Origin of the sequence: Nocardia sp. CY15 (genome assembly GCF_009829295.1) — a bacterium.
Classification (GTDB): Bacteria; Actinomycetota; Actinomycetes; order Mycobacteriales; family Mycobacteriaceae; genus Nocardia; species Nocardia sputi.
Genome location: NZ_VUOT01000020.1, coordinates 20,607 through 44,542 on the forward strand (window position 1 = coordinate 20,607; position 23,936 = coordinate 44,542).

At 69.2% G+C, this 23,936-nt stretch carries 23 protein-coding genes; 14 read left to right on the plus strand and 9 right to left on the minus strand.

What is annotated here, in order from left to right:
* Window positions 1-348 precede the first annotated feature (348 nt).
* Entirely contained in the window at window positions 349-765 is a 417-nt protein-coding gene (locus GVY39_RS20970; protein ID WP_159927143.1) for a cytochrome c oxidase subunit 4, read from the minus strand.
* Window positions 766-779: 14 nt separating this feature from the next.
* A complete protein-coding gene (locus tag GVY39_RS20975; RefSeq protein ID WP_159927380.1) occupies window positions 780-1,811 on the minus strand; it encodes a cytochrome c oxidase subunit II in 1,032 nt (343 codons plus the stop codon).
* Between the two features lie 464 nt (window positions 1,812-2,275).
* Here GVY39_RS20975 and asnB point away from each other — a divergent pair, with 464 nt between their 5' ends.
* Window positions 2,276-4,219 carry an asparagine synthase (glutamine-hydrolyzing) gene (gene asnB / locus GVY39_RS20980; protein ID WP_159927145.1) on the plus strand — a complete coding sequence of 648 codons (1,944 nt, stop codon included), beginning with the start codon at window positions 2,276-2,278 and terminating at the stop codon, window positions 4,217-4,219.
* Window positions 4,220-4,280: 61 nt separating this feature from the next.
* Here asnB and GVY39_RS20985 read toward each other — a convergent pair whose 3' ends face one another.
* Both GVY39_RS20985 and GVY39_RS20990 read right to left on the minus strand, forming a co-directional pair.
* Window positions 4,281-5,249: a carbohydrate kinase family protein gene (locus GVY39_RS20985; RefSeq protein WP_159927147.1), complete on the minus strand. Its 969-nt coding sequence runs from the start codon at window positions 5,247-5,249 to the stop codon at window positions 4,281-4,283.
* Window positions 5,250-5,485: 236 nt separating this feature from the next.
* Window positions 5,486-5,836, minus strand: a complete 351-nt coding sequence (locus GVY39_RS20990) for an iron-sulfur cluster assembly accessory protein (RefSeq protein WP_039797033.1) — start codon at window positions 5,834-5,836, stop codon at window positions 5,486-5,488.
* A 197-nt stretch (window positions 5,837-6,033) separates the two neighbouring features.
* Between GVY39_RS20990 and GVY39_RS20995 the strand changes: the two genes are divergently transcribed.
* Entirely contained in the window at window positions 6,034-6,705 is a 672-nt protein-coding gene (locus GVY39_RS20995) for a DUF3043 domain-containing protein (RefSeq protein ID WP_159927149.1), read from the plus strand.
* Window positions 6,706-6,747: 42 nt separating this feature from the next.
* Here GVY39_RS20995 and GVY39_RS21000 read toward each other — a convergent pair whose 3' ends face one another.
* Window positions 6,748-6,909: a hypothetical protein gene (locus GVY39_RS21000; protein ID WP_159927151.1), complete on the minus strand. Its 162-nt coding sequence runs from the start codon at window positions 6,907-6,909 to the stop codon at window positions 6,748-6,750.
* Window positions 6,910-6,994: 85 nt separating this feature from the next.
* Here GVY39_RS21000 and GVY39_RS21005 point away from each other — a divergent pair, with 85 nt between their 5' ends.
* The 5 genes from GVY39_RS21005 to GVY39_RS21025 all read left to right on the plus strand — a co-directional run bounded on the left by GVY39_RS21005 (window position 6,995) and on the right by GVY39_RS21025 (window position 11,783).
* Window positions 6,995-7,963, plus strand: coding sequence for a helix-turn-helix domain-containing protein (locus GVY39_RS21005; protein ID WP_159927153.1), 969 nt, complete (start codon window positions 6,995-6,997; stop codon window positions 7,961-7,963).
* Between the two features lie 154 nt (window positions 7,964-8,117).
* Window positions 8,118-8,681: a bifunctional adenosylcobinamide kinase/adenosylcobinamide-phosphate guanylyltransferase gene (cobU, locus tag GVY39_RS21010; protein WP_159927155.1), complete on the plus strand. Its 564-nt coding sequence runs from the start codon at window positions 8,118-8,120 to the stop codon at window positions 8,679-8,681.
* 213 nt (window positions 8,682-8,894) lie between these two features.
* Window positions 8,895-9,974: a nicotinate-nucleotide--dimethylbenzimidazole phosphoribosyltransferase gene (gene cobT, locus GVY39_RS21015; RefSeq protein WP_159927157.1), complete on the plus strand. Its 1,080-nt coding sequence runs from the start codon at window positions 8,895-8,897 to the stop codon at window positions 9,972-9,974.
* A gap of 205 nt (window positions 9,975-10,179) precedes the next feature.
* Window positions 10,180-10,935 (plus strand): adenosylcobinamide-GDP ribazoletransferase, encoded by a 756-nt coding sequence (locus GVY39_RS21020; protein ID WP_159927159.1) that lies wholly within the window; start codon window positions 10,180-10,182, stop codon window positions 10,933-10,935.
* 134 nt (window positions 10,936-11,069) lie between these two features.
* Complete coding sequence (locus GVY39_RS21025; RefSeq protein ID WP_159927382.1) at window positions 11,070-11,783, plus strand: MBL fold metallo-hydrolase; 714 nt, start codon at window positions 11,070-11,072, stop codon at window positions 11,781-11,783.
* Window positions 11,784-11,796: 13 nt separating this feature from the next.
* On the opposite strand, the gene GVY39_RS21030 is transcribed toward GVY39_RS21025, so the two are convergent.
* The 3 genes from GVY39_RS21030 to GVY39_RS21040 form a co-directional block, all read right to left on the minus strand.
* Window positions 11,797-12,894 carry a branched-chain amino acid aminotransferase gene (locus GVY39_RS21030; RefSeq protein WP_159927161.1) on the minus strand — a complete coding sequence of 366 codons (1,098 nt, stop codon included), beginning with the start codon at window positions 12,892-12,894 and terminating at the stop codon, window positions 11,797-11,799.
* A 127-nt stretch (window positions 12,895-13,021) separates the two neighbouring features.
* On the minus strand, window positions 13,022-14,122 hold the full coding sequence (gene gcvT, locus GVY39_RS21035; protein WP_159927163.1) for a glycine cleavage system aminomethyltransferase GcvT: 1,101 nt from the start codon (window positions 14,120-14,122) through the stop codon (window positions 13,022-13,024).
* Window positions 14,123-14,169: 47 nt separating this feature from the next.
* Window positions 14,170-14,775, minus strand: a complete 606-nt coding sequence (locus GVY39_RS21040) for a GNAT family N-acetyltransferase (RefSeq protein WP_159927165.1) — start codon at window positions 14,773-14,775, stop codon at window positions 14,170-14,172.
* Between the two features lie 110 nt (window positions 14,776-14,885).
* Between GVY39_RS21040 and GVY39_RS21045 the strand changes: the two genes are divergently transcribed.
* Entirely contained in the window at window positions 14,886-15,692 is an 807-nt protein-coding gene (locus tag GVY39_RS21045; RefSeq protein ID WP_159927167.1) for a TetR/AcrR family transcriptional regulator, read from the plus strand.
* A gap of 9 nt (window positions 15,693-15,701) precedes the next feature.
* Window positions 15,702-17,213, plus strand: coding sequence for a leucyl aminopeptidase (locus GVY39_RS21050; protein ID WP_159927169.1), 1,512 nt, complete (start codon window positions 15,702-15,704; stop codon window positions 17,211-17,213).
* A 104-nt stretch (window positions 17,214-17,317) separates the two neighbouring features.
* On the opposite strand, the gene GVY39_RS21055 is transcribed toward GVY39_RS21050, so the two are convergent.
* A complete protein-coding gene (locus GVY39_RS21055) occupies window positions 17,318-17,680 on the minus strand; it encodes an oxidoreductase (RefSeq protein ID WP_195070182.1) in 363 nt (120 codons plus the stop codon).
* A 262-nt stretch (window positions 17,681-17,942) separates the two neighbouring features.
* On the opposite strand from GVY39_RS21055, the gene sucB reads away from it, so the two are divergent.
* From sucB to lipA, 5 genes are all read left to right on the plus strand, one after another.
* Window positions 17,943-19,724 carry a 2-oxoglutarate dehydrogenase, E2 component, dihydrolipoamide succinyltransferase gene (sucB, locus tag GVY39_RS21060; RefSeq protein WP_159927173.1) on the plus strand — a complete coding sequence of 594 codons (1,782 nt, stop codon included), beginning with the start codon at window positions 17,943-17,945 and terminating at the stop codon, window positions 19,722-19,724.
* 19 nt (window positions 19,725-19,743) lie between these two features.
* On the plus strand, window positions 19,744-20,652 hold the full coding sequence (locus tag GVY39_RS21065) for a TIGR01777 family oxidoreductase (RefSeq protein ID WP_159927175.1): 909 nt from the start codon (window positions 19,744-19,746) through the stop codon (window positions 20,650-20,652).
* Complete coding sequence (locus GVY39_RS21070; protein ID WP_159927177.1) at window positions 20,649-21,185, plus strand: GNAT family N-acetyltransferase; 537 nt, start codon at window positions 20,649-20,651, stop codon at window positions 21,183-21,185. The genes GVY39_RS21065 and GVY39_RS21070 overlap by 4 nt, the downstream gene beginning before the upstream one ends.
* A gap of 544 nt (window positions 21,186-21,729) precedes the next feature.
* Window positions 21,730-22,476, plus strand: coding sequence for a lipoyl(octanoyl) transferase LipB (gene lipB, locus GVY39_RS21075; protein ID WP_159927179.1), 747 nt, complete (start codon window positions 21,730-21,732; stop codon window positions 22,474-22,476).
* Window positions 22,477-22,564: 88 nt separating this feature from the next.
* Window positions 22,565-23,605: a lipoyl synthase gene (gene lipA / locus GVY39_RS21080; RefSeq protein WP_159927384.1), complete on the plus strand. Its 1,041-nt coding sequence runs from the start codon at window positions 22,565-22,567 to the stop codon at window positions 23,603-23,605.
* The last annotated feature ends 331 nt before the right edge of the window (window positions 23,606-23,936 follow it).

Below are 23,936 nucleotides of genomic sequence, written 5' to 3' on the forward strand. Positions count from 1 at the left end.
ACAATGCTCGGTCTCGCTTCGCTCGGAACCTGTGGTTGAGCTGGTGTGGTTGCGACCAGCGGTGAGCTCGCTACCTGAGCGCGCAGACGTGTGAACGGGTGGCAGCCTGCGGATTCGATCCAGACCGGCCCGCCGACCCGCGACCGCGAGCCAGGCCGCACCGCGACCGTTCTCGAGGTGAGCGGCCGACCTGCTCGGCTCGAGCGGCGGATCTCGGCTCTGTGCTTCTTCGGCACGGATGAGTCGCCGCGCACCCTGGTTGGGGTTGCGCACGCACGCTGCTGACCCGTGAAATACGAGCAGAGCGCCCCACCGGAATTCCGATGGGGCGCTCTGCGCGTCTTCAGCTCAGTGCTTTTCCGGCCCGAGATAGTACTCGAACACCAGACCGGCGGCGGCGGCCAGGACGCAGACGACGCCGATGCCGATCAGCCAGAACTGGAAGAACGCCAGGCCGAGAGCCGTCACCGAACCGGCGGCGGCCAAGGTGATCGGCCAGAAGCTGCCGGGCGAGAAGAAGCCCAGGTCACCGGCGCCGTCCACGATCTCGGCGTCCTCGTAGTCCTCCGGGCGCAGGTCGACACGACGTGCGACGAACCGGAAGTAGGTGCCGATGATCAGCGACAGGCCCGCGGTCAGCACGGTGGCCGTGGTGCCCGCCCACTCGACGCCGGTGCGCGACTGGCCGGTGAAGAAGCCGTAGACCACCGCCACGATGACGAAGAACACCGTGAGCAGTTCGAAAATCCGCGCTTCGATCTTCATGTCAGATCAAATCCTCACTTGCTCTCGGCCGAGGCCGCGCTCTTGACGTCGCGCCTGGTGTTGAACGGCGTGGTGGAGGTGGCGACGGGGGACTCGCCGATGGACTCGAGCGCCTCGGCGTTGGTCTTGCCCGCCTGGCGCGCGTCCAGGTACTTGGTGAACTTCTCCGGCGTAACCGCGCGGACCTCGAAGTTCATCATCGAGTGGTAGGTGCCGCACATCTCGGCGCAGCGGCCGACGAACGCCCCCTCCTTCTCGATCTTCGTGATCTGGAAGACGTTGTCGGACTGGTTTTCCTTCGGGTTCGGCATCACGTCGCGCTTGAACAGGAACTCCGGCACCCAGAAGGCGTGGATCACGTCGGCGGCGGCGAGCTGGAACTCGATGACCTTGCCGGTCGGCAGCACCAGCACCGGGATCTCGCTGCTGGAGCCGATCGTCTCGACCTTGTCGTAGTGCAGGTAGGAGAGGATGTCGTTCTCCGGCTTACCGTGCACCGGGCCCGGCTGCGGGTGACCGTTCTTGGTCCGCTCCTCGTACTCGTCGAGCTGTTCCTGGCTCAGCGCCTCACGCGTGGTGTCGATGCCGTCGAACTTGTAGCCGTCCTTGAAGTCGACGTTGCGGTAGCCGAACTTCCAGTTCCACTGGAACGCGGTGACATCGACCGTGACATCGGGGTCGGCCACCTTCTCGTGCACGTAGTTCTGCACGACCACGGTGAAGTAGAACAGCACCGCGATGATGACGAACGGGATCGCCGTGTAGGTCAGCTCCAAGGGCACGTTGTAGCCGGTCTGGCGCGGGAACTCCGGGGAGTCCGCCTTCTTGCGGTGGAAGGCGACGGTCCAGAAGGTCAGGCCCCAGACCAGCACGCCCATCGCCAGCGCGGCGACGACCGACCAGGTCCACAGTTCCCGCATCCGGGTGGCCTGCGGCGTGACACCCGAGGGCCAGCCGAACCGCAGCCAGACATTGTCGATCGAGCAGCCCGAGACGAGCAGCGCGGTGATCCCCAAGGACACCGCCAGCCCGGCCCGCCGGAGGATGCGGCCCTGGGGACGGTAGGCCCGCGGAGCCGGCGGGGCGGGTGAATACCGCCGACCCCGGGCGGGTCGTGCCCCGATCTCTTCGCTCGCCTTGTGCGCCACGCTCACGCCTTCCTGGTCGCCACACATTTCGACAGTGCATCCTCAGGGCTGCGATCGGCCCCGACGATACGTTCAAAGCTCATTTCAGGGCACTCCAGGGCCAGCGCGTTCGCGCGGGTCGCCTGAGAGAGACCTGAGTACTACGGAGCGTAGACCAAACGCGCCTCCCCTTTGTCGTCGGGTCGGCTTCGACATCCCACCGGGCGCGCACGGGTCACCGTCACCAGCGATTCCGGCCGGGACGTGATGCGCACGACGCGCGGATCCCGTGGGTGCGGCATACTCGGACACTAGATTTCGTCCCCTTGCGTTCCATCCGGTGAACGCGTATCCCGACTGCGAGAAATGAGGTTGCCGACGCCGTGTGTGGACTGCTCGGATTCCTGGCATCTGACGAGGCGGCACCTGGCACGGTGGAGCAGGTCTACGAGGCCTTGCACTGCGTGCGTCACCGCGGCCCGGACGAGCGCGGTACCTGGCACGACGACCGCGTGATCTTCGGTTTCAACCGCCTGTCGATCATCGACATCGAGCACTCGCACCAGCCGCTGCGCTGGGGCCCGCCGGAGCAGCCCGAGCGCTACGCGCTCACCTTCAACGGCGAGATCTACAACTACCTGGAGCTGCGGGCGGAACTCACGGACGCGCACGCCGCCGAATTCCCCGACGGCAAGATCTTCCGGACCCAAGGCGACAGCGAGGCCATCGTCGCGGCGTTCCACTACTGGGGTCCGGAGGCGGTGCGGCGGCTGCGCGGCATGTTCGCCTTCGCGATCTGGGACACCGTGACCCAGGAGTTGTTCCTGGCCCGCGACCCGTTCGGCATCAAGCCGCTGTTCCTGGCCACCGGGCCGGGCGGCACCGCCTTCGGCAGCGAGAAGAAGAGCCTGCTGGAACTGCTGCCCGCGCTGGGGTTGAGCGACGCGCTGGACCCGCGGGCGCTCGAGCACTACACGGTGCTGCAGTACGTGCCGGAACCGGAGACGCTGCACAAAGACGTGCGAAGGCTGGAATCGGGCAGTTACGCCACCGTGCGACCTGGCGCGGCTCCGGCCGTCACCCGCTACTTCACGCCGAAGTTCTCCGTGCGGCCGTTCACCTCCGGTTCGGCGGCGGCGCGCTACCGGGAGATCGCCGCGGCGCTCGAGGACTCCGTCGCCAAGCACATGCGCGCCGATGTGACGGTGGGCTCGTTCCTCTCCGGCGGCATCGACTCCACCGCGGTCGCCGCGCTGGCAATGCGGCACAACCCGAAGCTGATCACCTTCACCACCGGGTTCGAGCGCGAGGGCTACTCGGAGGTGGACGTGGCCGCCGAGAGCGCCGAGGCGATCGGCGCGCGCCACATCGTGAAGGTGGTCTCCCCCGCCGAGTTCGCCGAGGCGATCCCGGAGATCGTCTGGTACCTCGACGACCCGGTGGCCGATCCGGCGCTGGTCCCGCTGTACTTCGTCGCCAAGGAGGCGCGCAAGCACGTCAAGGTGGTCCTCTCCGGTGAGGGCGCCGACGAACTGTTCGGCGGATACACCATCTACCGCGAGCCGTTGTCGCTGAAACCCTTCGAGAAGCTGCCCCGTGGCTTGCGCAGGCTGGCGGGCAAGCTGTCGGACCGTATTCCGGAGGGCACCAGGGGCAAGAGCCTGCTGCATCGCGGTTCACTCACCTTGGAGGAGCGTTACTACGGCAACGCGCGCAGCTTCAACGACGCCCAACTGCGGGCCGTGCTGCGCGAGTTCCGGCCGGAGTGGACGCACCAGGACGTCACCGCGCCGCTGTATGCCCAGTCGCGTGGCTGGGACCCGGTGGCCCGGATGCAGCACCTGGACCTGTTTACCTGGCTGCGCGGCGACATCCTGGTCAAGGCCGACAAGATGACCATGGCCAACTCGCTGGAACTGCGCGTGCCGTTCCTGGACGCCGAGGTGCTGAAGGTCGCCGAGGGTCTGCCGTTCGACCAGAAGATCACCAAGGAGACCACGAAGTACGCGCTGCGTCAGGCGCTGGAGGGCATCGTGCCGCCGCACGTGCTGCACCGCGCCAAGCTCGGCTTCCCGGTTCCGCTGCGGCACTGGCTGCGCGGCACCGAACTCTACGACTGGGCGCAGCAGCAGATCGCCGAGTCGCAGACCGACCACCTGCTGAACAAGGCCGCGATCAGCGAGATGCTGGTCGCGCACCGGGCCGGGACCGCCGACCACAGCCGCAGGCTGTGGACGCTGCTGGTGTTCATGGTGTGGCACGGCATCTTCGTCGAGAACCGGATCAAGCCGGACATCCAGGAGCCGGTCTACCCCGTCTCGCTCTGACCCGGGAACAGACGAAGGCGCGCACCCGGCTGGGGTGCGCGCCTTCGGCGTCTCTACCAGGTCACAGCAGGGGCTTGAGGTCGGCAGCGGCCTCCGGACCGTAGGCCAGGGTGAGACGCTCCAGAGCCGACTCCTTGTTCAGCGTCCACTCCTGCGTGCCCATGGTCTCCAGCACGAGCACGGCGATCAGCGAACCCAGTTGAGCGGAACGCTCCAGGCTGAGCCCGGCGGTGTGGGCGGTGAGGAAGCCGGCGCGGAAGGCGTCGCCGACGCCGGTCGGCTCGACCTTCTCGATCTCGGGCACCACGCCGACGGTCACCTCGGTGCCGTCGCGGTCGACGATCCGCACACCTTCCGGGCCGAGGGTGGTGACGCGGATGCCGACCTTCGACGCGACCTCTTCCTCGCTCAGGCCCGTCTTCTGCAACAGCAGCGCCCACTCGTACTTGTTGGTGAACAGGTAGGTGGCGCCGTCGATCAGCTGCACGGACTGGTCACCGTCCAAGCGAGCCAGCTGCTGGGAGGGATCGGCGGCGAATGGGATGCCGAGCTCACGGCACTCGGCGGTGTGGCGAAGCATCGCCTCCGGGTCGTTGGCCCCGACCAGGACCAGATCCAGATCCCGGGTCTCGGCGAGCTCGGCGATAGAGATGTCGCGGGCCTCAATCATCGCGCCGGGGTAGAACGACGCGATCTGGGCCATGTCGTCGTCGGTGGTGCAGACGAAACGGGCGGTGTGGGCGCGATCGGACACCAGCACGGTGGAGCAGTCGACGCCGTGCTTCTCCAGCCAGGCGCGGTACTCGCCGAAATCGGCCCCCACGGCGCCGACGAGCAGGGGCGCGCGGTTGAGCAGGCCCATGGCGTAAACGATGTTGCCGCCGACACCGCCCCGACGGATCTGCAGATCATCGACAAGGAAGCTCAGCGAGACATGGTCGAGCTGATCGGCCAGCAGTACGTCGGCGAACCGTCCGGGAAAACGCATGAGATGGTCGGTCGCGATGGACGCGGAAACGGCGATGGACACGTGGCTGGGCCCCTTCAACGGTAGGCGGCAAGCGGTGCAGACCGGGACGCGAGTCCCGGTCTCACCGTAGCTGATCCGCCTCGCCGGGTCTGCAGGCCGTACGGGTCCCGTGACGCGAAATGCGCGCTCAGGTCCCGCTTTCGGCGCCCCTCGGGTTGGGTGTACTCGGCGAGTTACCCATGTCCTCGCGGCATCAGTCGTCGCGTTCGGCCACACTCACGCGCGGCCGCGGGCGCTCAGTTGAAGGAGTCGCCGCAGGCGCAGGAGCCGGTGGCGTTCGGGTTGTCGATGGTGAAGCCCTGCTTCTCGATGGTGTCGACGAAGTCGATCGAGGCGCCCTGCACGTACGGCGCGCTCATCCGGTCGACGGCCAGCGTGACGCCACCGAAGTCGACGGTCAGGTCGCCGTCGAGCGAGCGGTCGTCGAAGAACAGCTGGTAGCGCAGGCCGGCACAACCACCCGGCTGCACCGCGATCCGCAGCGCCAGGTCGTCGCGACCCTCCTGGTCCAGCAGCGCCTTCGCCTTCGCGGCGGCGGCGTCGGTCAGAGTCACACCGTGGGTGGCGGTCTCGTTCTGCACAGTCATGAACTCTCCTCGAGGAACCTTTGGTGAACCCGTGAACAGCGCACGGGTCGTGTCGGTCAACACCACTCGGCCGGCTGCTATTCCTCCATCTTGCCACCACCTGATCCGCTCTGACACGCAACCTCCGTGACCCCGCACACTCCCGGCGAATCGGACCGCATTTCTCGCCGCGACACCCATCGAATAGCCTGGTCGGTGTGAAATTGTTCCGTCGCGGCGAGTCCAGCACCACCGACGCGACCGCCGAATCGACGGTGGTCACGGACGGCGACTCGGCCGCGGGCACCACCCGCACGACAACCACGTCCACCGCGGGCAAGGGCCGCCCCACCCCGAAACGCCGTGAGGCGCAAGGCAAGCGCCGCGGCCCGGTAGCACCCGCTCCGCTCACCGCGAAGGAAGCTCGCGCCCGGCGCAAGGCCGCGCGGGGCACCAAGCAAGACCGCAAGGCCGCGGCCGCCAAACGGCGCGAAGCCGCCGCGGATCGCCGCGAGCGCATGCTCGCAGGCGAGGACAAGTACCTGCCGCATCGCGACCAAGGCCCGGTCCGGGCGTTCGTCCGGGACATCGTCGACGCCAGGCGCAACCTGGTCGGCCTGTTCATGCCGATGGCGCTGGTGCTGATCCTGTCGATGTTCGTCGCGCCCGCGCTGCAGACCATCGTCACGCTCGCCATGCTGGTCATGATGCTGTTCATGGCCATCGAAGGCTTCTTGCTCGGGCGGGTCGTGAACAACCGGGTCAGGGAGCGTTTCCCGGAGACCACCGACATCGGGTACCGGCTCGGCTGGTACGCCTTCGTCCGCGCCTCCCAGATCCGCAAGATGCGCGCTCCCAAGCCGCGCGTCAACCCGGGCGACGCTGTGTAGTTTTTCCAGCGCCTGCGCGCGCATATGCGCGCGTGGGACTGGTCAGCGATGGTGGGCGCTTCGCCCCAGCATCGCCGTCAGCTCGGACCGTACGCGGTCGGCGTCGCGATCGATGACATCCGACGAGCCCGCGCGGCCGGTGCCGTAGGCGACGAGAGTGGCGAAAGCCACGATGACTGCCAGGGAGATGAGAAAAGTAACCATGGCAGTAATTTTGCGGACGCTGCTTTAGTGCCGAAAGTGGCGGCACTGACATTGTTCGTAAAGATACGGCCAGTAGACTGACCACATGCTGTCGAAGGTCGCCGTGGTGCTGTCCGACCGGATGGCCATGTTCGAGTTCGGCGTCGTCTGTGAGGTTTTCGGCCTCGACCGCACGGCCGACGGATTGCCCGCCTTCGATTTCCGGGTATGCGGGGCCGAGCCGGGCGTCCCGCTGCGCTCGACAACCCCCGGACTCACGGTCACACCCGAGTACGGGCTCGCGGAGTTGGCGGCGGCCGATCTGGTGGCCATTCCGGCCGCCGCCAGCGACAGCGGATTCGATCCGCGGGTCGTCACCGCCGTCCGCGACGCGGCGGCAGCCGGAGCGACGGTGCTCACCGTGTGTTCCGGCGTCTTCCTGGCCGGGGCGGCCGGGCTGCTCGACGGCCGCAAATGCACCACACACTGGCGTTATGTCGAAAAGCTCGCCGCCGAGTACCCCGCGGCGACCGTCGACCCGGACGTGCTGTTCGTCGACGAAGGGGATCTGATCACCAGCGCGGGCACCGCCGCCGGAATCGACGCCTGCCTGCACCTGGTGCGGCGTGAGCTCGGCAGCGGCGTGGCCAACGCGATCGCGCGGCGCATGGTGGTCCCGCCGCAGCGCGACGGGGGGCAGCGCCAGTTCATCGAACGTCCCGTCGCCGCCTGTACCTCCGACAGTCTCATCCCGACCCTGGAGTGGATGAACGAGCATCTCGACCTACCCCACACGGTCGAGAACCTGGCCATGCGCGCCAACATGTCCACCCGCACCTTCGCGCGCCGCTTCGCCGCCGAGACCGGGACCACCCCGGTGAAATGGCTTACCAACCAGCGCGTACTGCTGGCCAAGCAACTCCTCGAGGAAACCGATCTCGGGCTGGAACGCATCGCCGCCCGCTCCGGCTTCGGCTCCGGCGCCCTCCTGCGCCACCACTTCCAACGTCTGGTCGGCATCGCCCCCACCGAATACCGGCGACGCTTCGGCCGAAGCCCGGAGACGTCGGCCTGATCGCGGAACGAGACATCGGCCCGCGCGCCCGGCTTCGTCGATGGTCGGCGCGCCGCGCTGCTGCCGCGAGATGTGTGTCCGAATAGGGCACCGGGAGCGCGGCGTGGTTCCGGAGACGCGCGGCAGGCCGCCGTTCGATTGATACCGTGCACCCGTGTCAGACAGTCCCCCGTTGTCCGCGGCGCCGCGCAGCACCTTCGTCCTCGGAGGCGCGCGGTCCGGGAAGTCGGCGTTCGCCGAGGACCTCGCGGTCCAGGCGCGCGGCCCCGTGCGCTATCTCGCCACCGCGGTGCCCGACCCCGCCGACCGTGATTTCGCCGAGCGCATCGCCAAGCACCGCGGCCGAAGGCCTGCGGGCTGGTCGACCGTCGAAAACGCCGATCCGGCGGAAATCCTCACCGAACCCACGCCGCCCCGGCCACCCTTCACCCTGATCGATGACATCGGTACTTGGCTGACCGCCCGGATCGACGCGCGCGACGCCTGGAACGCCCCACGGGGCACGATCTCGCCCGATACCGACGCACTGGTCGCGGCCGTCGCCGCCTACACCGGCGACCTCGTCGTCGTCAGCCCCGAGGTGGGCATGGGCGTCATTCCCGCCACACGCTCCGGCCGCCTCTTCCGCGACGAGATCGGCACCCTCAACCAGCGCCTGGCTCAAGTCTGCGACGAGGCGTTCTTCGTCGTGGCAGGCCTCCCGCTCCGTCTCAAATAGCTCGTTCACGGACCCGCCTCCTCATGCGTCGAACGGCGCGTTCGCGGACCGGCTCCCTCTCCCGTGGTGCGGCACATGCCAGGACCGGGCGAGATTTCGCCCGTCCGGCGACCGGGGTGGCGAGTTCAGGTCACGGGGCCGACGGCACGAGAGGGCAATGGCAAGATTGGGCGGCGTAGTCGGCGGGATCCGCCATGACCGAAAGGCTCGACAGTGACGCACGGATTCGGACCGGTAGCGCCTCCGGACGCACAGTTTCGTGTGACGGCCGAGCAGCGGCAGGCGCAACTGACCAAACCCGGTGGGGCGCTGGGACGATTGGAGGAACTAGGCAACTGGGTTGCCTCCTGTCAGGGCACCTGCCCGCCGAAACAGTTCGAGCGCGCCCGGGTCGTGGTCTTCGCCGGGGATCACGGAATCGCGCGGCACGGGGTCTCGGCGTATCCGAGCGAAGTCACCGCGCAAATGGTCGCGAACTTCCTCGGCGGCGGAGCCGCGGTGAACGCGCTCGCGGCGGTGGCAGGCGCGACGGTCCGGGTCGCGGACATCTCCGTCGACGCCGACACCGACCCGCGGGTGTCCAAGCACAAGGTGCGCCGCTCGAGCGGGGCGATCGATCGCGAGGACGCGCTCACCGCCGAGGAGGTCGAGTCCGCGATCAGCGCGGGCCGCGCCATCGCCGACGAGGAGATCGACGGGGGCGCCGACCTGCTGATCGCGGGGGACATGGGCATCGGCAACACGACCCCGGCCACCGTGCTCGTCGCGAGCCTCACCGATACCGAACCGGTCGCGGCGGTCGGCCGCGGCACCGGCGTCGACGACGCCGGATGGATCCGCAAGGTCGCCGCCATCCGCGATGCCATGCGCCGCGCCCGCCCGGTGCTCAAGGACCCGGTGGAACTCCTTCGAGTCGCCGGAGGCGCCGATTTCGCCGCGCTGGCCGCGTTCCTCGCCCAGGCCGCCACCCGGCGCACACCCGTCATCCTCGACGGTGTCGTCGTCACGGCCGCCGCGCTGGTCGCCGAAGACCTCGCCGCGGGCGCGAGCGCCTGGTGGCTGGCCGGGCACCGCTCCACCGAACCGGCGCACGACCTCGCACTGAAACAGTTGCGCCTTGAGCCGCTGGTCGACCTGAGCATGCGCCTCGGCGAAGGCTCCGGCGCCCTCACCGCCCTCCCGATCCTCCGCTCGGCGGTGGCGACCCTCGCCGAGATGTCCACCTTCGCCGAAGCGGGCGTCAGCACCGCCGACCCCGAACCGGCAAGCCCCGCGCCGAACCTGCGCAAGTGAAGTCTTCCCGTTCCCGCGACACCTTCCCCCACCCGCCGGGCGGGGCGCAGGCGCTCGACGGGAACTCCGGCCTCGCGACGCACCGGCCGACAGCTTCGTGCGCGAACCAACGCGCCTGGTCAGATCCCTGCCCGGCACCGCAGCCGGTCATCGACCAGGCGCCCGGCAACGCGGTCGAAGCACGGCCCGCCGCACGGGGCTCGAGATGAACGGGGTTCGCTTGGCGATCTCCTGGCTGACGGTGCTGCCCGTCCGCGGGCCGGATGACGTCGATCGGTCGGCGGCCGCACGCGCGATCCTGCTGGCGCCGCTGGTCGGTGCGCTGCTGGGTGCGGGCGCCGCAGGACTGCTCTGGGCTCTGAGCTGGGTCGGGGCGAGCGCTCCGCTGGCCGGGCTGTTGGTGGTCGGCGCGCTGGCGTTGATCACCAGGGGCATGCATCTCGACGGTCTGGCCGACACCTTGGACGGGCTCGGCAGTTACGGGCCGCCGGAGCGGGCCAGGCAGATCATGAAGAGCGGCGGGGCCGGACCCTTCGGGGTGGCGGGACTCGCGTTCGCCATCGGCGTGCAGGCCTTCTCGTTCGCGGCCTTGGCCGATTCCGGCAGATGGGTCGCGGTGGCCCTCGCGGTGGCGACCGGCCGCGTCGCGGTGATCCTCGCCTGCCGGGGCGTCCCGGCCGCCCCCGGCACCGGGTTCGGCATCCTGGTCGCGGGCACGCAGTCGGCCGTCGCGGCGGCGTCCTGGTCGGTGGCCGCGCTCGCCCTAGCCGTCTTCGCCGTCCCGAGCCGCCCGTGGCTCGGCCCGCTGGCCGTGGCGCTCGGCCTGGCCGCCTCGACGGTTCTGGTCCGCCACTGCGCCCGGCGCTTCGGCGGACTCTCCGGTGACGTCCTCGGCGCCGCGGTCGAGACCACCGTGGCGCTCACGGCGGCCGTGCTGTCCCTCGCCGTCCAGCCGGGCTGACCCGCCACCGGCGTTGCCGTTCCATGCCCGAATTGAACGTCGGTCCGGTTCAAATCGAGCTCAGAGTCTGGGTCACTGGAATTTTTCCGGCCGTGGCGCGCGGATCGTCTGGGTCGGGCAATAAGGTGGGCGGTATGTCTTCTGAGCGACTGTATTTTCGCCAGCTCTTGTCGGGACGCGACTACGCCGTGGGCGATCCGATCGCGACGCAGATGCGCAACTTCGCGTATCTGATCGGCGACCGGGAAACGGGCGAGTGCGTGGTGATCGATCCGGCCTACGCGGCAGGTGATCTGGTGGACATCGCAGAGGGAGACGGTCTACGGCTCAGCGGCGTGCTGGCCACGCACCATCACCCCGATCACGTGGGCGGAACGATGCTCGGCTTCACCCTGCGCGGGGTGCGCGAGCTGCTCGAAAAGACAAGTGTCCCAGTGCATGTCAACGCCAAAGAGCTGCCGTGGGTGGCCAACGTCACCGGGATCGCCGAGAGCGAACTGACCGGCCACGAGCACGGCGACAAGGTCACTGTCGGAGCCTTCGACATCGAATTACTCCACACGCCCGGCCACACCCCGGGCAGCCAATGCTTCCTGTTCGACAACCGCCTGATCGCCGGTGACACCTTGTTCGTCGACGGCTGCGGCCGCACCGATTTCCCGGGTGGCGATTCCGACGAAATGTTCCGCAGCCTGCGCTACCTGGCCGGTCTTTCCGGCGACCCGGTCGTCTACCCGGGCCACTGGTATTCGCAGGAACCCAGCGCCGCGCTGTCGACTGTCCGGGACAAGAACTACGTCATGCGTCCGCAGACGCTCGAGCAGTGGCACATGCTGATGCCGGGCTGAGTGACATCCGGCGTCACATCCGACGCATCCACCCGTGGGTGTCGGCGAAGGTGCCGCGCTGGATGCCGGTGAGGGTGTCGCGCAGAGCCATGGTGACCGTGCCGGGCTCTCCGCCTCCGATGGTGAATTCGCCCGCCTCGGAACGCACCCAACCGACCGGGGTGATCACCGCGGCGGTGCCGCAGGCGAAAACCTCGGTGATCTCACCGGATTCGGCGCCCTTGCGCCATTCCTCGACCGAGATCTTGCGCTCCTCGACCGGGAAGCCGGAGTCGGCTGCGAGGGTCAGCAGCGAGTCGCGGGTGATGCCCGGCAGCAACGAGCCGGACAGTTCCGGTGTGACCAGCCGCGCCTCGGAGCCGGAACCGTAGACGAAGAACAGGTTGTTGGTGCCCATTTCCTCGACATAGCGCCGCTCGCACGCGTCCAGCCACACCACCTGGTCGCATCCCTTGGCCGACGCTTCGGCCTGGGCGAGCAGCGACGCGGCGTAGTTGCCCGCGACCTTCGCCTCGCCGGTGCCGCCCGGCGCGGCGCGCACGTACTCCGTGGACAGCCAGACCCGCACCGGCTTCACGCCACGCGGGAAATACGCTCCCGCCGGAGAGCCCAGAAGCAGGTACTTGTACGCCGCGGCGGGCTTCACACCGAGCCCGGCCTCGGTGGCGAACATGAACGGCCGCAGGTACAGCGATTCCTCGCCGCCCGCCGCGGGGACCCAGTCCCGGTCCACCTCGAGCAGTTGCCGCACCGACTCGATGAACAGCTCGTCCGGCAGCTCGGCCATCGCCATACGACGAGCGGACCTGCGGAAACGCGCGGCGTTGGCGTCGATGCGGAAACAGCAGACGCTGCCGTCGCTCTGGCGGTAGGCCTTGAGTCCCTCGAAGATGGCCTGGCCGTAGTGGAACACCATGGTCGCGGGATCCAACGCCAAAGGGGCGTACGGCTCCACCCGTGCGTTCGTCCACGTGCCGTCGAGGTAATCGATCGAGACCATGTGATCGGTGAAGTATCGCCCGAACCCCGGCTCCGTCAGTACCTCTTGTCGCCGCTGCGCCGCGAGGGGCGCGGGATGCGGAACACGGGTGAACTGTGCGGCAGCGGTCATGCCGACGATCCTATCCGGCCCGATTCCTGCCATACCGCCATGGTCCACGCCCCTTTCTCCCGCCGCACGTCGCGAAGGACAGCCGGTCTTCGCAACCCGTTACCGGGCGGGAGAAAGCGGGCGGGAATCACTTGGTGCTGGAGGGGACGAACGGGGGGCGGACGATTTCGCAACGCAGGCGGCGTCCGCGGACGTCGACCTCGACCTCGGCGCCGGGTTCGATGGCGGCCGCGGTGTCCAGCAGAGCCAGCGCGATGCCGACCTTCAGGGTGGGCGAGAAGGTGCCGGACGTGGTCGAGCCGACCGGCTCGCCGTCACGCAGCACGGTTTGCCCTTGCCGGAGCACACCGCGGTCGAGCGCTTTGAGCCCCAGGAGGATTCGGCGCGGACCGTCCGACTTCTCCTGTTCCAGAGCGGCCTTGCCCCAGAACTCCGGCTTCTTCCAGCCAACCGCCCACCCGCAGCGCGCCTGCACCGGGGAGATGTCCAGCGAGAGTTCGTGTCCGTGCAAGGGGTAGCCCATCTCGGTGCGCAGGGTGTCGCGGGCGCCGAGCCCGGCCACCTGCCCCTCGGCGGCGCGCACCCGCTCGGCCAGAGCGCGGAACAGCGCCTCGGCGTCGTCCCAGCGCGGCAGCAACTCGTAACCGTGCTCGCCGGTGTAGCCGGTGCGGCAGACGCGCACGGGGCGGCCGTCCCATGCGGCGTCGGCATAGGCCATGTACTCGAGGTCGGCGGGCAGCCCGAGCGCGGTCAGCACCTCGGCCGAACGCGGACCCTGCACGGCGAACACGGCGTAATCGCGGTGCTCGTCGGTGACCGTGACGCCCTCGGGGGCGGCCTCGCGCAGTCGGGCGACGACCGCCGCGGTGTTGGCGGCGTTCGGCACCAGGAAGATCTCCTCGTCGCCGACGTAGTAGGCGATCAAGTCGTCGATCACTCCGCCGTTCGGGGCGCAGCACAGGGTGTATTGCGCCTTGCCCGCCCCGATTCGGCCGAGGTCGTTGGTGAACGCCGAGTTCACCAACGCCGCGGCGCCCGGGCCGCGTACCGTCGCCTTGCCGAGATGGCTGACGTCGAACAGTCCCACCGTGGCGCGAACCGCTTGGTGCTCGGTCACGGTGCCCGCGTAGGACACCGGCATCTCCCACCCGCCGAACGGCGCGAAGGTGGCGTCCAGCTCGACGTGCACGGCGTGAATGGGTCCCTGCAGGAGGCTCGTCTCGGTCACCAGCCGAGCTTATCGGGGACCGATCCGCGAAGTTCCGGCTCGCCGCGCTAGGGCCGGAACCACATGGGGATGAGGGTCGGACCGTTCTCCGGCAGAGTGTGGGTCGTCCCGGTCGGCGCGAACCCGCAGCGGCTGTAGAGCCGAGCGGACCGTTCGGTGCTCGCCTCGAGAAACGCGGGAACAGCCGCTTCGGAGGCGGCCTTCAAGCGGTCGGCGAGGATCACCGCACCGGCCCCTTTGCCGCGGTGCTCCGGCCTGGTGACGATCACTTGCAAGTACTGGTGCGGGAATTCTCGGGGATGCTCGCGGGCGAGCAGGTCGGTCAGGATCGCCACCCTCCGCAGCTCGCCCATGTCGGGAGCCTGTTCGGCCATGGTCCGCATCTCGGCGGCTTCCTCGGCGAATCGCTCGACCGAGGTGACGTGCTGCCAGATCGAGATCGACCAGATTTCCTCGCCCGCTCCCGCGACCCAGATCTCGTCATCGCGTAACGCCCAATCGATGACGCCCGGCACGAAGGCCGTGCGGATGCCCGGGTCGGATTGACCTTCGAGTACCCAAGCCGTCACCACCTCGTCGGCGCTGGCCGCGCCGAATGCCTCGATCAGCGCGTCCCGGTCCCGGGCTTCTGCCCGGCGAGCGGCGATTTCCATCCGCCATCCCCTTCCAGTGAACATCGTATTTCGACTACCAATCTAGGCAGGTCAGCGCGACCTCGGTATTATTTCGTCACACTCGTTCGTGTGTCGAAATGGAACCCCGCATGACGTGCGCGCTCTGCCGCAACGACCTCGCGCAGCCCGCCCGGGGCCGACGGCGCAAGTACTGCTCCCGCTCCTGCCAGGCACGCGCCTACCGCGCCCGTCGCGCCGCGATCCCGATGCGCCGCGCCACCCGCCCGGCGCGGCTCACCGCCGTCGGCATCGCCCGCATGGCGGTGGAGCTGGCCGACCGCGACGGGATCGACGGCCTCACCATGCGCCGCCTGGCCGGCGCACTCGGCGTCGCGACGGCCACCCTCTACCGTCACTTCCCCGACCGCGAAGCGCTGCTGGCGAGCATGGCGGAGCTGGTGCTCGACGAGATCCCGCCGCCGGCCGCCGAATGCACCGGCTGGCGCCCTCGGCTACGGTACGAGGCGCACGAGGAGTGGCGCCTCTACCGCAGGCATCCGTGGATGTTGCCGCTGCTCGCGCGCACCCACCCGCCGCTGGGTCCCGCGCTGCTGGACGTCCTGGAACGAAACTTGGCCGCCCTCGACCACCCCGGCCTGACCGGGCGAACCGGACTCACGATCTATCTCGCGCTGTCGGGCCTGGTCCAGGGCCTGGCGCTGTTGTGGAGTTCCGATCGCGCCGATCGGCTCGGCGATCCGCGCCGCGCCGCCGAGGCGACCGCGCCGCACCACGATCTCGCCGAGTTGCTCGACCCGGCGATCCGCCCCGTGCTGCACCGCGTGCTCACCGAGCTGGACGCCGATTTCGAGATGGACTTCGACGACCTGCTCGCCACCGCGGTGGAACTCCTGCTCGACGGCGTCGCGGTGCGACATCGGGAACGCACCGAATAACCTGTGCCAATGACCGCTGTTGCAGATCGCTCGCTCGGACCGGAACTGGCACGCACCGAGACCATCGGCGCGGACACCGATGTGCTCGTCATCGGGTTGACCTCCTCGGAGGACGGCCCCGTCATCGTGCCCGAGGACCTGTTCGGCGACGTGCTCACCGCCGAGGTGCGCGGCGAGTTACTCGATCAGCTCGGTGTGGTGGGAGCGAAGGGCAAGGCCGAGGAGCTGACCCGCATCCCGGCGCCGGCCGGGCTGGACGGTGTGTCCAGCGTCCTCGCCGTCGGCCTCGGGTCCGCCGACAAACTCGACGCCGAGCAGATCCGCCGCTCGGCCGGTGTCGCCGCCCGCGCGCTCTCCGGCACCGAACTGGTGGTGACCACGCTGTCCGGGCTCGACATCGCCGCCGCGGCGGAAGGCTTCTACCTGGGCGCCTACTCGTTCACGCCGTTCCGATCGGACAAGTCCGCGCCCAAGCCGGACGAGCGGCCCGTCGCCCGGGTCGAGCTGCTGGTCCCCGAGCCGGGATTCGGCGAAGAGGCGCTGTTCCGGGCGCAGCTCACCGCCGAGGCGGTCGCCACCGCACGGGATTTCGTGAACACCCCGCCCAGCCACCTGTTCCCCGCCGAGTTCGCCTCCCGTGCGCGTGAACTCGCCGAGGCCGCGGGCCTCACCGTGGAGGTGCTCGACGAGAAGGCGCTGGAAGCAGGCGGTTACGGCGGCGTGCTCGGCGTGGGCAAGGGTTCCTCGCGACCGCCGCGCCTGATCCGGATCACATACGCGGGTGGCCCGAAGAAGGTGGCGCTGGTCGGCAAGGGCATCACCTTCGACACCGGCGGCATCTCCATCAAGCCCGCGCAGAACATGGAGAACATGACCTCCGATATGGCGGGCGCGGCGGCCGTGATCGCCACGACGCTGCTCGCCGCGCGGCTGAGCCTGCCGATCACCGTCACGGCCACGGTGCCGATGGCGGAGAACATGCCGTCGGCCACCGCCCAGCGCCCCGGCGACGTGCTCACCCAGTACGGCGGCACCACCGTCGAGGTGCTCAACACCGATGCCGAGGGCCGTCTGATCCTCGCCGACGCGATCGTGCGCGCGAGCGAGGACGAGCCGGAGTACCTGATCGACGTGGCCACCCTGACCGGAGCGCAGATGGTCGCGCTCGGCACCCGCACGCCCGGCGTGATGGGCACCGACGACTTCCGCGACCGGGTGGCTCGCATCTCCCGCGCGGTCGGCGAGAACGGCTGGTCGATGCCGCTTCCCGCCGAACTGCGCGCCGACCTGAACTCCAAGATCGCCGACCTGGCCAATGTCGCACCGCACCGCTGGGGCGGCATGCTCTCGGCCGGACTGTTTCTCAAGGAGTTCGTCCCGGAGAACGTGCAGTGGGCCCACCTCGATGTCGCCGGTCCGGCCTACAACACCGGCGGCCCGTTCGGCTACATCGGCAAAGGCGGCACCGGCGTCCCGGTCCGCACGCTGATCGCCGTGCTCCAGGACATCGCCGCGGAGTGAAGTCGGAGTGCGTCGTCCGGGGCGTCCCGGGCGACGCACTCGAGCGCACCCGGGAGCCTTCGGACACGCCCGCGGAAACCGGGCGGAACGGACGATCCGACGCCTCAGAGGTCGTACAGATCTCGCTCCAGTTCGCGCTGCCGCTCCACCCGCTTGCGGGCGTCGTAGTCGCGCATCCGCTGCGGATAGCCGGTCTTGTGGACGTCGTAGACGGGGATGTGCAAATCCTTGGCAAGTCGTCGCGCCCCGCGCTCGCCGACGATCCGGCGCGTCCATTCACCATCAGCGGCAACAAGGACGACTGTGACATCTGTCACCGTGGTCTTGGGTTCGATATAGCCCTCGACGCCCACATGCGTGCGCACCCAGTCGGCCAGATACCGGGCATCCTCCCCGGCCACCGAACCCCCACGTAGAGCGCGGCCACCCCGAGTAGCGCCGCGGCGGAAACGATCTAGCAAACCCACCGACGCCGACCTCCTTTCCTGCACCGGAGAATGTTCACCGCCGGTCTTCCCATACTGCCAGCTCTGTGCAGTTGGCCGCCCTGTGCTACATGGCTTGCGAGCGAGTGCAAGGATGGACCGCGGTACAAGAACCACACACGGATCTCCGGTGCCACGCACAATGATCGGTGGCTTCCGGACTACCGTCGCGACCCGCGGCGGGCGTCCGCAGCGAGATCAACTGTTGTAGAACCCCGTCGAGCAGTCAGAGGAGTCAACGGACATGGCCTTCTCCGTCCAGATGCCCGCTCTTGGTGAGAGCGTCACCGAGGGAACGGTGACCAGGTGGCTGAAGCAGGAAGGAGACACGGTCGAGGTCGACGAGCCGCTGCTCGAAGTCTCCACCGACAAGGTCGATACCGAAATCCCGTCCCCCGCGGCGGGTGTGCTGTCGAAGATCGTCGCGAACGAAGACGACGTGGTCGAGGTCGGCGGCGAACTGGGTGTCATCAGCGAGCCCGGCGAGGCGGCATCGTCGGCCCCCGCACCTGCCCCGGAAGCCGCGGCGCCCGCCCAGGAGGCTCCCGCCCCTGCTCAGGAGGAGCCCGCGCCGCAACCCCAGGCCACTCCCGCCCAGGAGTCCGCGCCCGCCGCCCAGGCCGCGCCCGCGTCGTCCGGTGACGGCACCGCGGTGAAGATGCCAGAGCTCGGCGAGTCGGTCACCGAGGGCACCGTCACCCGCTGGCTGAAGTCGGTCGGTGACGAGGTCGCCGTCGACGAGCCGCTGCTCGAGGTCTCCACCGACAAGGTCGACACCGAGATCCCCTCGCCCGTGGCGGGCACCCTGCTGGAGATCACCGCGCAGGAAGACGACGTCGTGGCCGTCGGTGGACAGCTCGGCGTGATCGGCAGCGGTTCCCCGGCGGCCGCCGCCCCGGCTCCCGCACCGGCCCCGGCTCCCGAACCTGCCCCGAAGCCCGAACCGGCCCCGGCTGCCGCCGCGCCCGCTCCGGCCCCCGCTCCGGCTCCGGCTCCGGCCCCCGCTCCGGCTCCGGCTCCAGCTCCCAAGCCCGAACCGGCCCCCGCGCCCGCCGCCGCGGGTGCCGAATCCTCCAACGGCGCAACCCCCTACGTCACGCCGCTGGTCCGCAAGCTGGCCGAAGAGAACAACGTCGACCTGTCCTCGCTCACCGGTTCCGGTGTCGGCGGGCGTATCCGCAAGCAGGACGTGCTCGCCGCCGCCGAGGCGAAGAAGGCTCCGGCTGCCACGGCGACCGCGACCGCACCCGCCCCGGCGAAAGCGCCCTCCGCGCCCGTCGCGGCGAGCCCGGAGCTGGCCCACCTGCGCGGCACCGTGCAGAAGGCCAACCGTATCCGCCAGATCACCGCGACCAAGACCCGCGAGTCGTTGCAGACCACCGCGCAGCTGACCCAGGTGCACGAGGCCGACGTCACCAAGATCGCGGCGCTGCGCAAGCTGGCCAAGGCGGCGTTCAAGGAGCGGGAGGGCGTCAACCTGACGTTCCTGCCCTTCTTCGCCAAGGCCGTGGTCGAGGCGCTGGGCGTGCACCCGAACGTCAACGCCAGCTACGACGAGTCCAGCAAGGAGATCACCTACCACGCCTCGGTGCACCTCGGCATCGCCGTCGACACCGAGCAGGGTCTGCTGTCCCCCGTGATCCACAACGCCAGCGACCTGTCGCTGGCCGGACTGGCGCGCGCCATCGCCGACATCGCCAACCGGGCCCGCAACGGCGGACTCAAGCCCGACGAGCTGGCCGGCGGCACCTTCACCATCACCAACATCGGCAGCCAGGGCGCGCTGTTCGACACGCCGATCCTGGTTCCGCCGCAGGCGGGCATGCTCGGCACGGGTGCGATCGTCAAGCGCCCGGTCGTGGTGACCGACGAGACCGGTAACGAGTCCATCGGCGTCCGCTCGATGTGCTACCTGCCGCTCACCTACGACCACCGCCTGATCGACGGCGCCGACGCGGGCCGCTTCCTGACCACGATCCGCCACCGGCTCGAGGAAGCGGCGTTCGAGGCCGATCTCGGGCTGTGAGGAAGGTTCCGCGGCACGTATGAAGGTCGTGATCGCCGGCTCGTCGGGGTTGATCGGGACAGCGCTCGTCGCGGCTCTGCGCCGCGACGGGCACGACGTCGCCCGGCTGGTGCGCAGAACAGCGGCGGGCCCGGACGAATTCGCCTGGAACCCGGCCCGCGCCCAGCTGGACGAGCGGGCGCTGCGCGGCGCGGACGCCGTGGTCAACCTGTGCGGCGCGGGCGTCGGCAGGCGGCGCTGGACCGGCAGCTTCAAACAGGAGTTGCGCGACAGCCGGATCACACCGACCGACGTGCTGGCCGGCGCGGTCGCCGCCGCGGGAGTGCCGGTGCTGCTCAACGCCAGCGGCGTGCACTATTACGGTGGCGACACCGGCGATCGAGTGGTGGACGAAACCTCCCCCGCCGGTTCCGGCTTCCTGGCGACGCTGTGCCGGGACTGGGAGAAAGCTACCGAGCCCGCCACCGCCGCCGGTGTGCGCACGGTGCTGCTGCGCAGCGCCGTGGTGCTGTCGGGTGCCGGAGGCATGCTCGGGATGCTGCAACCGCTGTACGCGCTCGGGTTGGGCGGGCGGCTGGGCAGTGGCCGTCAGTACGTGCCGTGGATCTCGATGGCCGACGAGATCGGCGCCGTGCTCTTCGCGCTCACCCACGACACGGTGTCCGGTCCGATCAACGTGGTCGGCCCCGCTCCGGTCACCAACGCCGAGTTCAGCCGCGCGCTGGGTCGTGCGCTGCGGCGTCCCACTCCGCTGGTGGTGCCCGCGTTCGCGCTGCGTGCGGTGGTCGGCGAGATGGCGCAGGAGGCGATCCTGCGCGGGCCAAGGGCGATTCCGACTGCCCTCGAGGAGGCGGGCTACCGGTTCGACCACCCCACCATCGGCGCAGCGCTGGCCGACGCGGTGGGACGATCCGGAGACGCTCGATGACCGATCGACTCGACACCGGGCTCGCCACCGTCATCCGCGACGCGACCACCGATGACCTTCCGGCGATTCTCGACATCCACAACGCGAATATCGCCGCGTCCACCGCGATCTGGGACACCGAGCGGGTCGGCCTGGACGAGCGCCTCGGCTGGTTCCGCGCCCGCACCGGCGCGGGGTTGCCCGTGCTGGTCGCCGAGTTCGACCGCGAGTTGGCGGGTTACGCGAGCTACGGGCCGTGGCGCACCAAGTCGGGATACCGCTACACGGTCGAGAACTCCGTCTACGTCGACGAGCGCTTCCACCGTCGCGGCATCGCCACGGCGCTGCTCACCGAGCTGATCGAACGTGCGCGCCGGGCGGGCGCCGTGCACGCCATGATCGCGGCCATCGAATCCGGCAACACCGGTTCGATCCTCCTGCACGAGCGCTTCGGCTTCCGGACCGTCGGGGTCCTGCCCGAAGTAGGCCACAAGTTCGGCCGCTGGATGGACCTGACCCTCATGCAGTTGACTCTGCCCGTCGACGTGCCCTGAATCGGCAGCCGCAGGACCCTCGCATACCGCGTTCACACTTCGCAGATGCATCAGGCGGCGTGCGGCGCTATGCGCCCGATCCGAGATCGCGCGGGGCACGGCCGTGCTCAGCATAGGTCCACCCCAAGTGGTGCAACCCGATTCGACACGTGACGTTCAGGCCTGTTCCACGACTTGGCCGAAGCGCGGACACTTCTCGACCAACCCTGAACCGAGCGGATCGACGCGCTGTGCGAGCGCCTGGATTCGGATCGGGACGCGCAGTTCGACCCCACCCGCCCGCAGCTTTCCGATAGAACTGCCGGGAATCGGCGCTACCCGATCGGTATGAGCTCGCTTCGAGCAAGGAAGCCGGACATTCCACGCTCGCGCCATACTCACGTTCGGGACGCGAGATCACCCGGTCGGATCCCTCGGCCGCTGGACCACGGCGTGGCAGGCGCAGCAGCAATCTCTCAGCGCTGCCCTGGCAACCCACTCCCGCTGTGGCTGTTCCCACATCGAGGTGCTGGAACCGGCTGACCCCTGGGCGTACCGTCATGCTGTGACCCACACGCGCACCACCCTGTCCGCCCGGTCCGACACGACTCCGATCGTCGTCGAGGATCTCGGACTCATCGACTACCACGCCGCCTGGGACCTGCAACGCAGCATCGCCGAGCAGCGGGCCGAGGGCAGCGGATCCGATCATCTGCTGCTGCTCGAACACCCCTCGGTCTACACCGCGGGCCGCCGCACCGAGGACGAGGACCTGCCGATCGACGGCAGCCCGGTGGTGCAGGTCGACCGCGGCGGCAAGATCACCTGGCATGGCCCCGGTCAACTCGTCGGCTACCCGATAGTGCGGCTGGCCGAGCCGATCGACGTCGTCGACTATGTGCGCCGCCTCGAGGAGGCGTTGATCACCGTCTGCACCGGCCTCGGCCTCGTCTGCGGGCGGGTCGAGGGCCGGTCCGGCGTCTGGCTGCCCGCCACCGAGTTCCACGCCGAACGCAAGATCGCCGCGGTCGGCGTGCGCGTGCAGCGGGGCGTCGCCTTGCACGGCGTCTCGTTCAACTGCAACGCCGCCATGGACGGGTTCCAGGCCATCGTCCCGTGCGGCATTCGCGATGCGGGCGTCACCACTCTGACCCGTGAACTCGGTCGCGAGGTGACCGTGGCCGAGATCAAGCCGCTGGTGGCCGACGCCATCATCCGCGCACTCGACGGCGAGCTGCCGGTCAGCGCGCACGATATCGCGCGCGTCACCCCTGGCGACACCCCTCCGCAGTCTCGAGCCGCGACGGCGTAAGGTCGATCGAGTGACCTCAGTCGACACCCCGACACCACACAACGCGGCCACGGCAGCCGAACCTGCTGCGGCACTCCCGGGTCCCGCCGTGGCTACGCAGGCCACCTCCTCCGGGCCCGACGCTCGCGCCGCGAACGGCCGCAAGCTCCTGCGCATCGAAGCCCGCAACGCGGAAACCCCCATCGAGCGCAAGCCCAAGTGGATCCGTACTCGCGCCACCATGGGCCCGGAGTACTCCGAGCTCAAAGGCTTGGTCAAGCGCGAGGGCCTGCACACCGTCTGCGAGGAAGCGGGCTGCCCCAACATCTTCGAATGCTGGGAAGACCGCGAGGCCACGTTCCTGATCGGCGGCGAACAGTGCACCCGCCGCTGCGACTTCTGCCAGATCGACACCGGCAAGCCCGCCGCCCTGGACCGCGACGAGCCCCGCCGCGTCGCCGAAAGCGTCCAGGCCATGGGCCTGCGCTACTCCACCATCACCGGCGTAGCCCGCGACGACCTTGACGACGGCGGCGCCTGGCTCTACGCCGAAACCGTCCGCGCCATCAAGCGTTCGAACCCGCACACCGGCGTGGAGTTGTTGATTCCCGACTTCAACGCCGACCCCGACCAGCTCGCCGAGGTCTTCTCCTCGCGCCCGGAGGTGCTGGCGCACAACCTCGAAACGGTCCCCCGCATCTTCAAACGCATCCGCCCGGCCTTCCGCTACGAGCGCTCCCTCGCGGTCCTGACCGCCGCCCGCGAAGCCGGTCTGGTCACCAAATCCAACCTCATCCTCGGCATGGGCGAAACGCCGGAGGAAGTCACCCAGGCCATGCGCGACCTGCACGAGGCAGGCTGCGACATCCTCACCATCACCCAGTACCTGCGCCCGTCCCCGCGTCACCACCCCGTCGACCGCTGGGTGAAGCCGGAGGAATTCGTGGAGCACTCGAAGGCGGCCGAGGAAATGGGCTTCGCAGGCGTGATGGCCGGTCCCCTGGTCCGCTCCTCCTACCGGGCGGGTCGGCTGTACGCCCAGGCGATGGCGCATCACGGTCGCGAAATCGCGCCGGAGATGGCACATCTCGCCGAGGAAGGCACAGCGTCGCAGGAAGCCAGCTCCGTGCTGGCCCGCTTCGGCTCCTGACCGACACTCGGACCTAACTCCAACCTCGCATTTCACGCGCATGCGCGAGGTTCGGTCGTCTGCGCGTCTACAACTCCAGCGCCGACGGCCCCTAGGCGAGTGTGGGGTTTGCACGTTGGAGATCGATCAGTCCGGCTCCGCGAAAGTCCTCAGTCGGACACCCCTCCCTACTCCAGCACCCGGCTCGATTACCGGAGTAGCTCGGCGCCAGCCTCGCCCAAACGGTCGAATCCGGGCAGTGCCGGAGTGATGCCCGCTGCGATGCGTCGAGCACTCACCTGCGGTAAATCGGCCCGCGGCTTGTCGGTGTGGCTGGCCGCCGTTCGAGCGC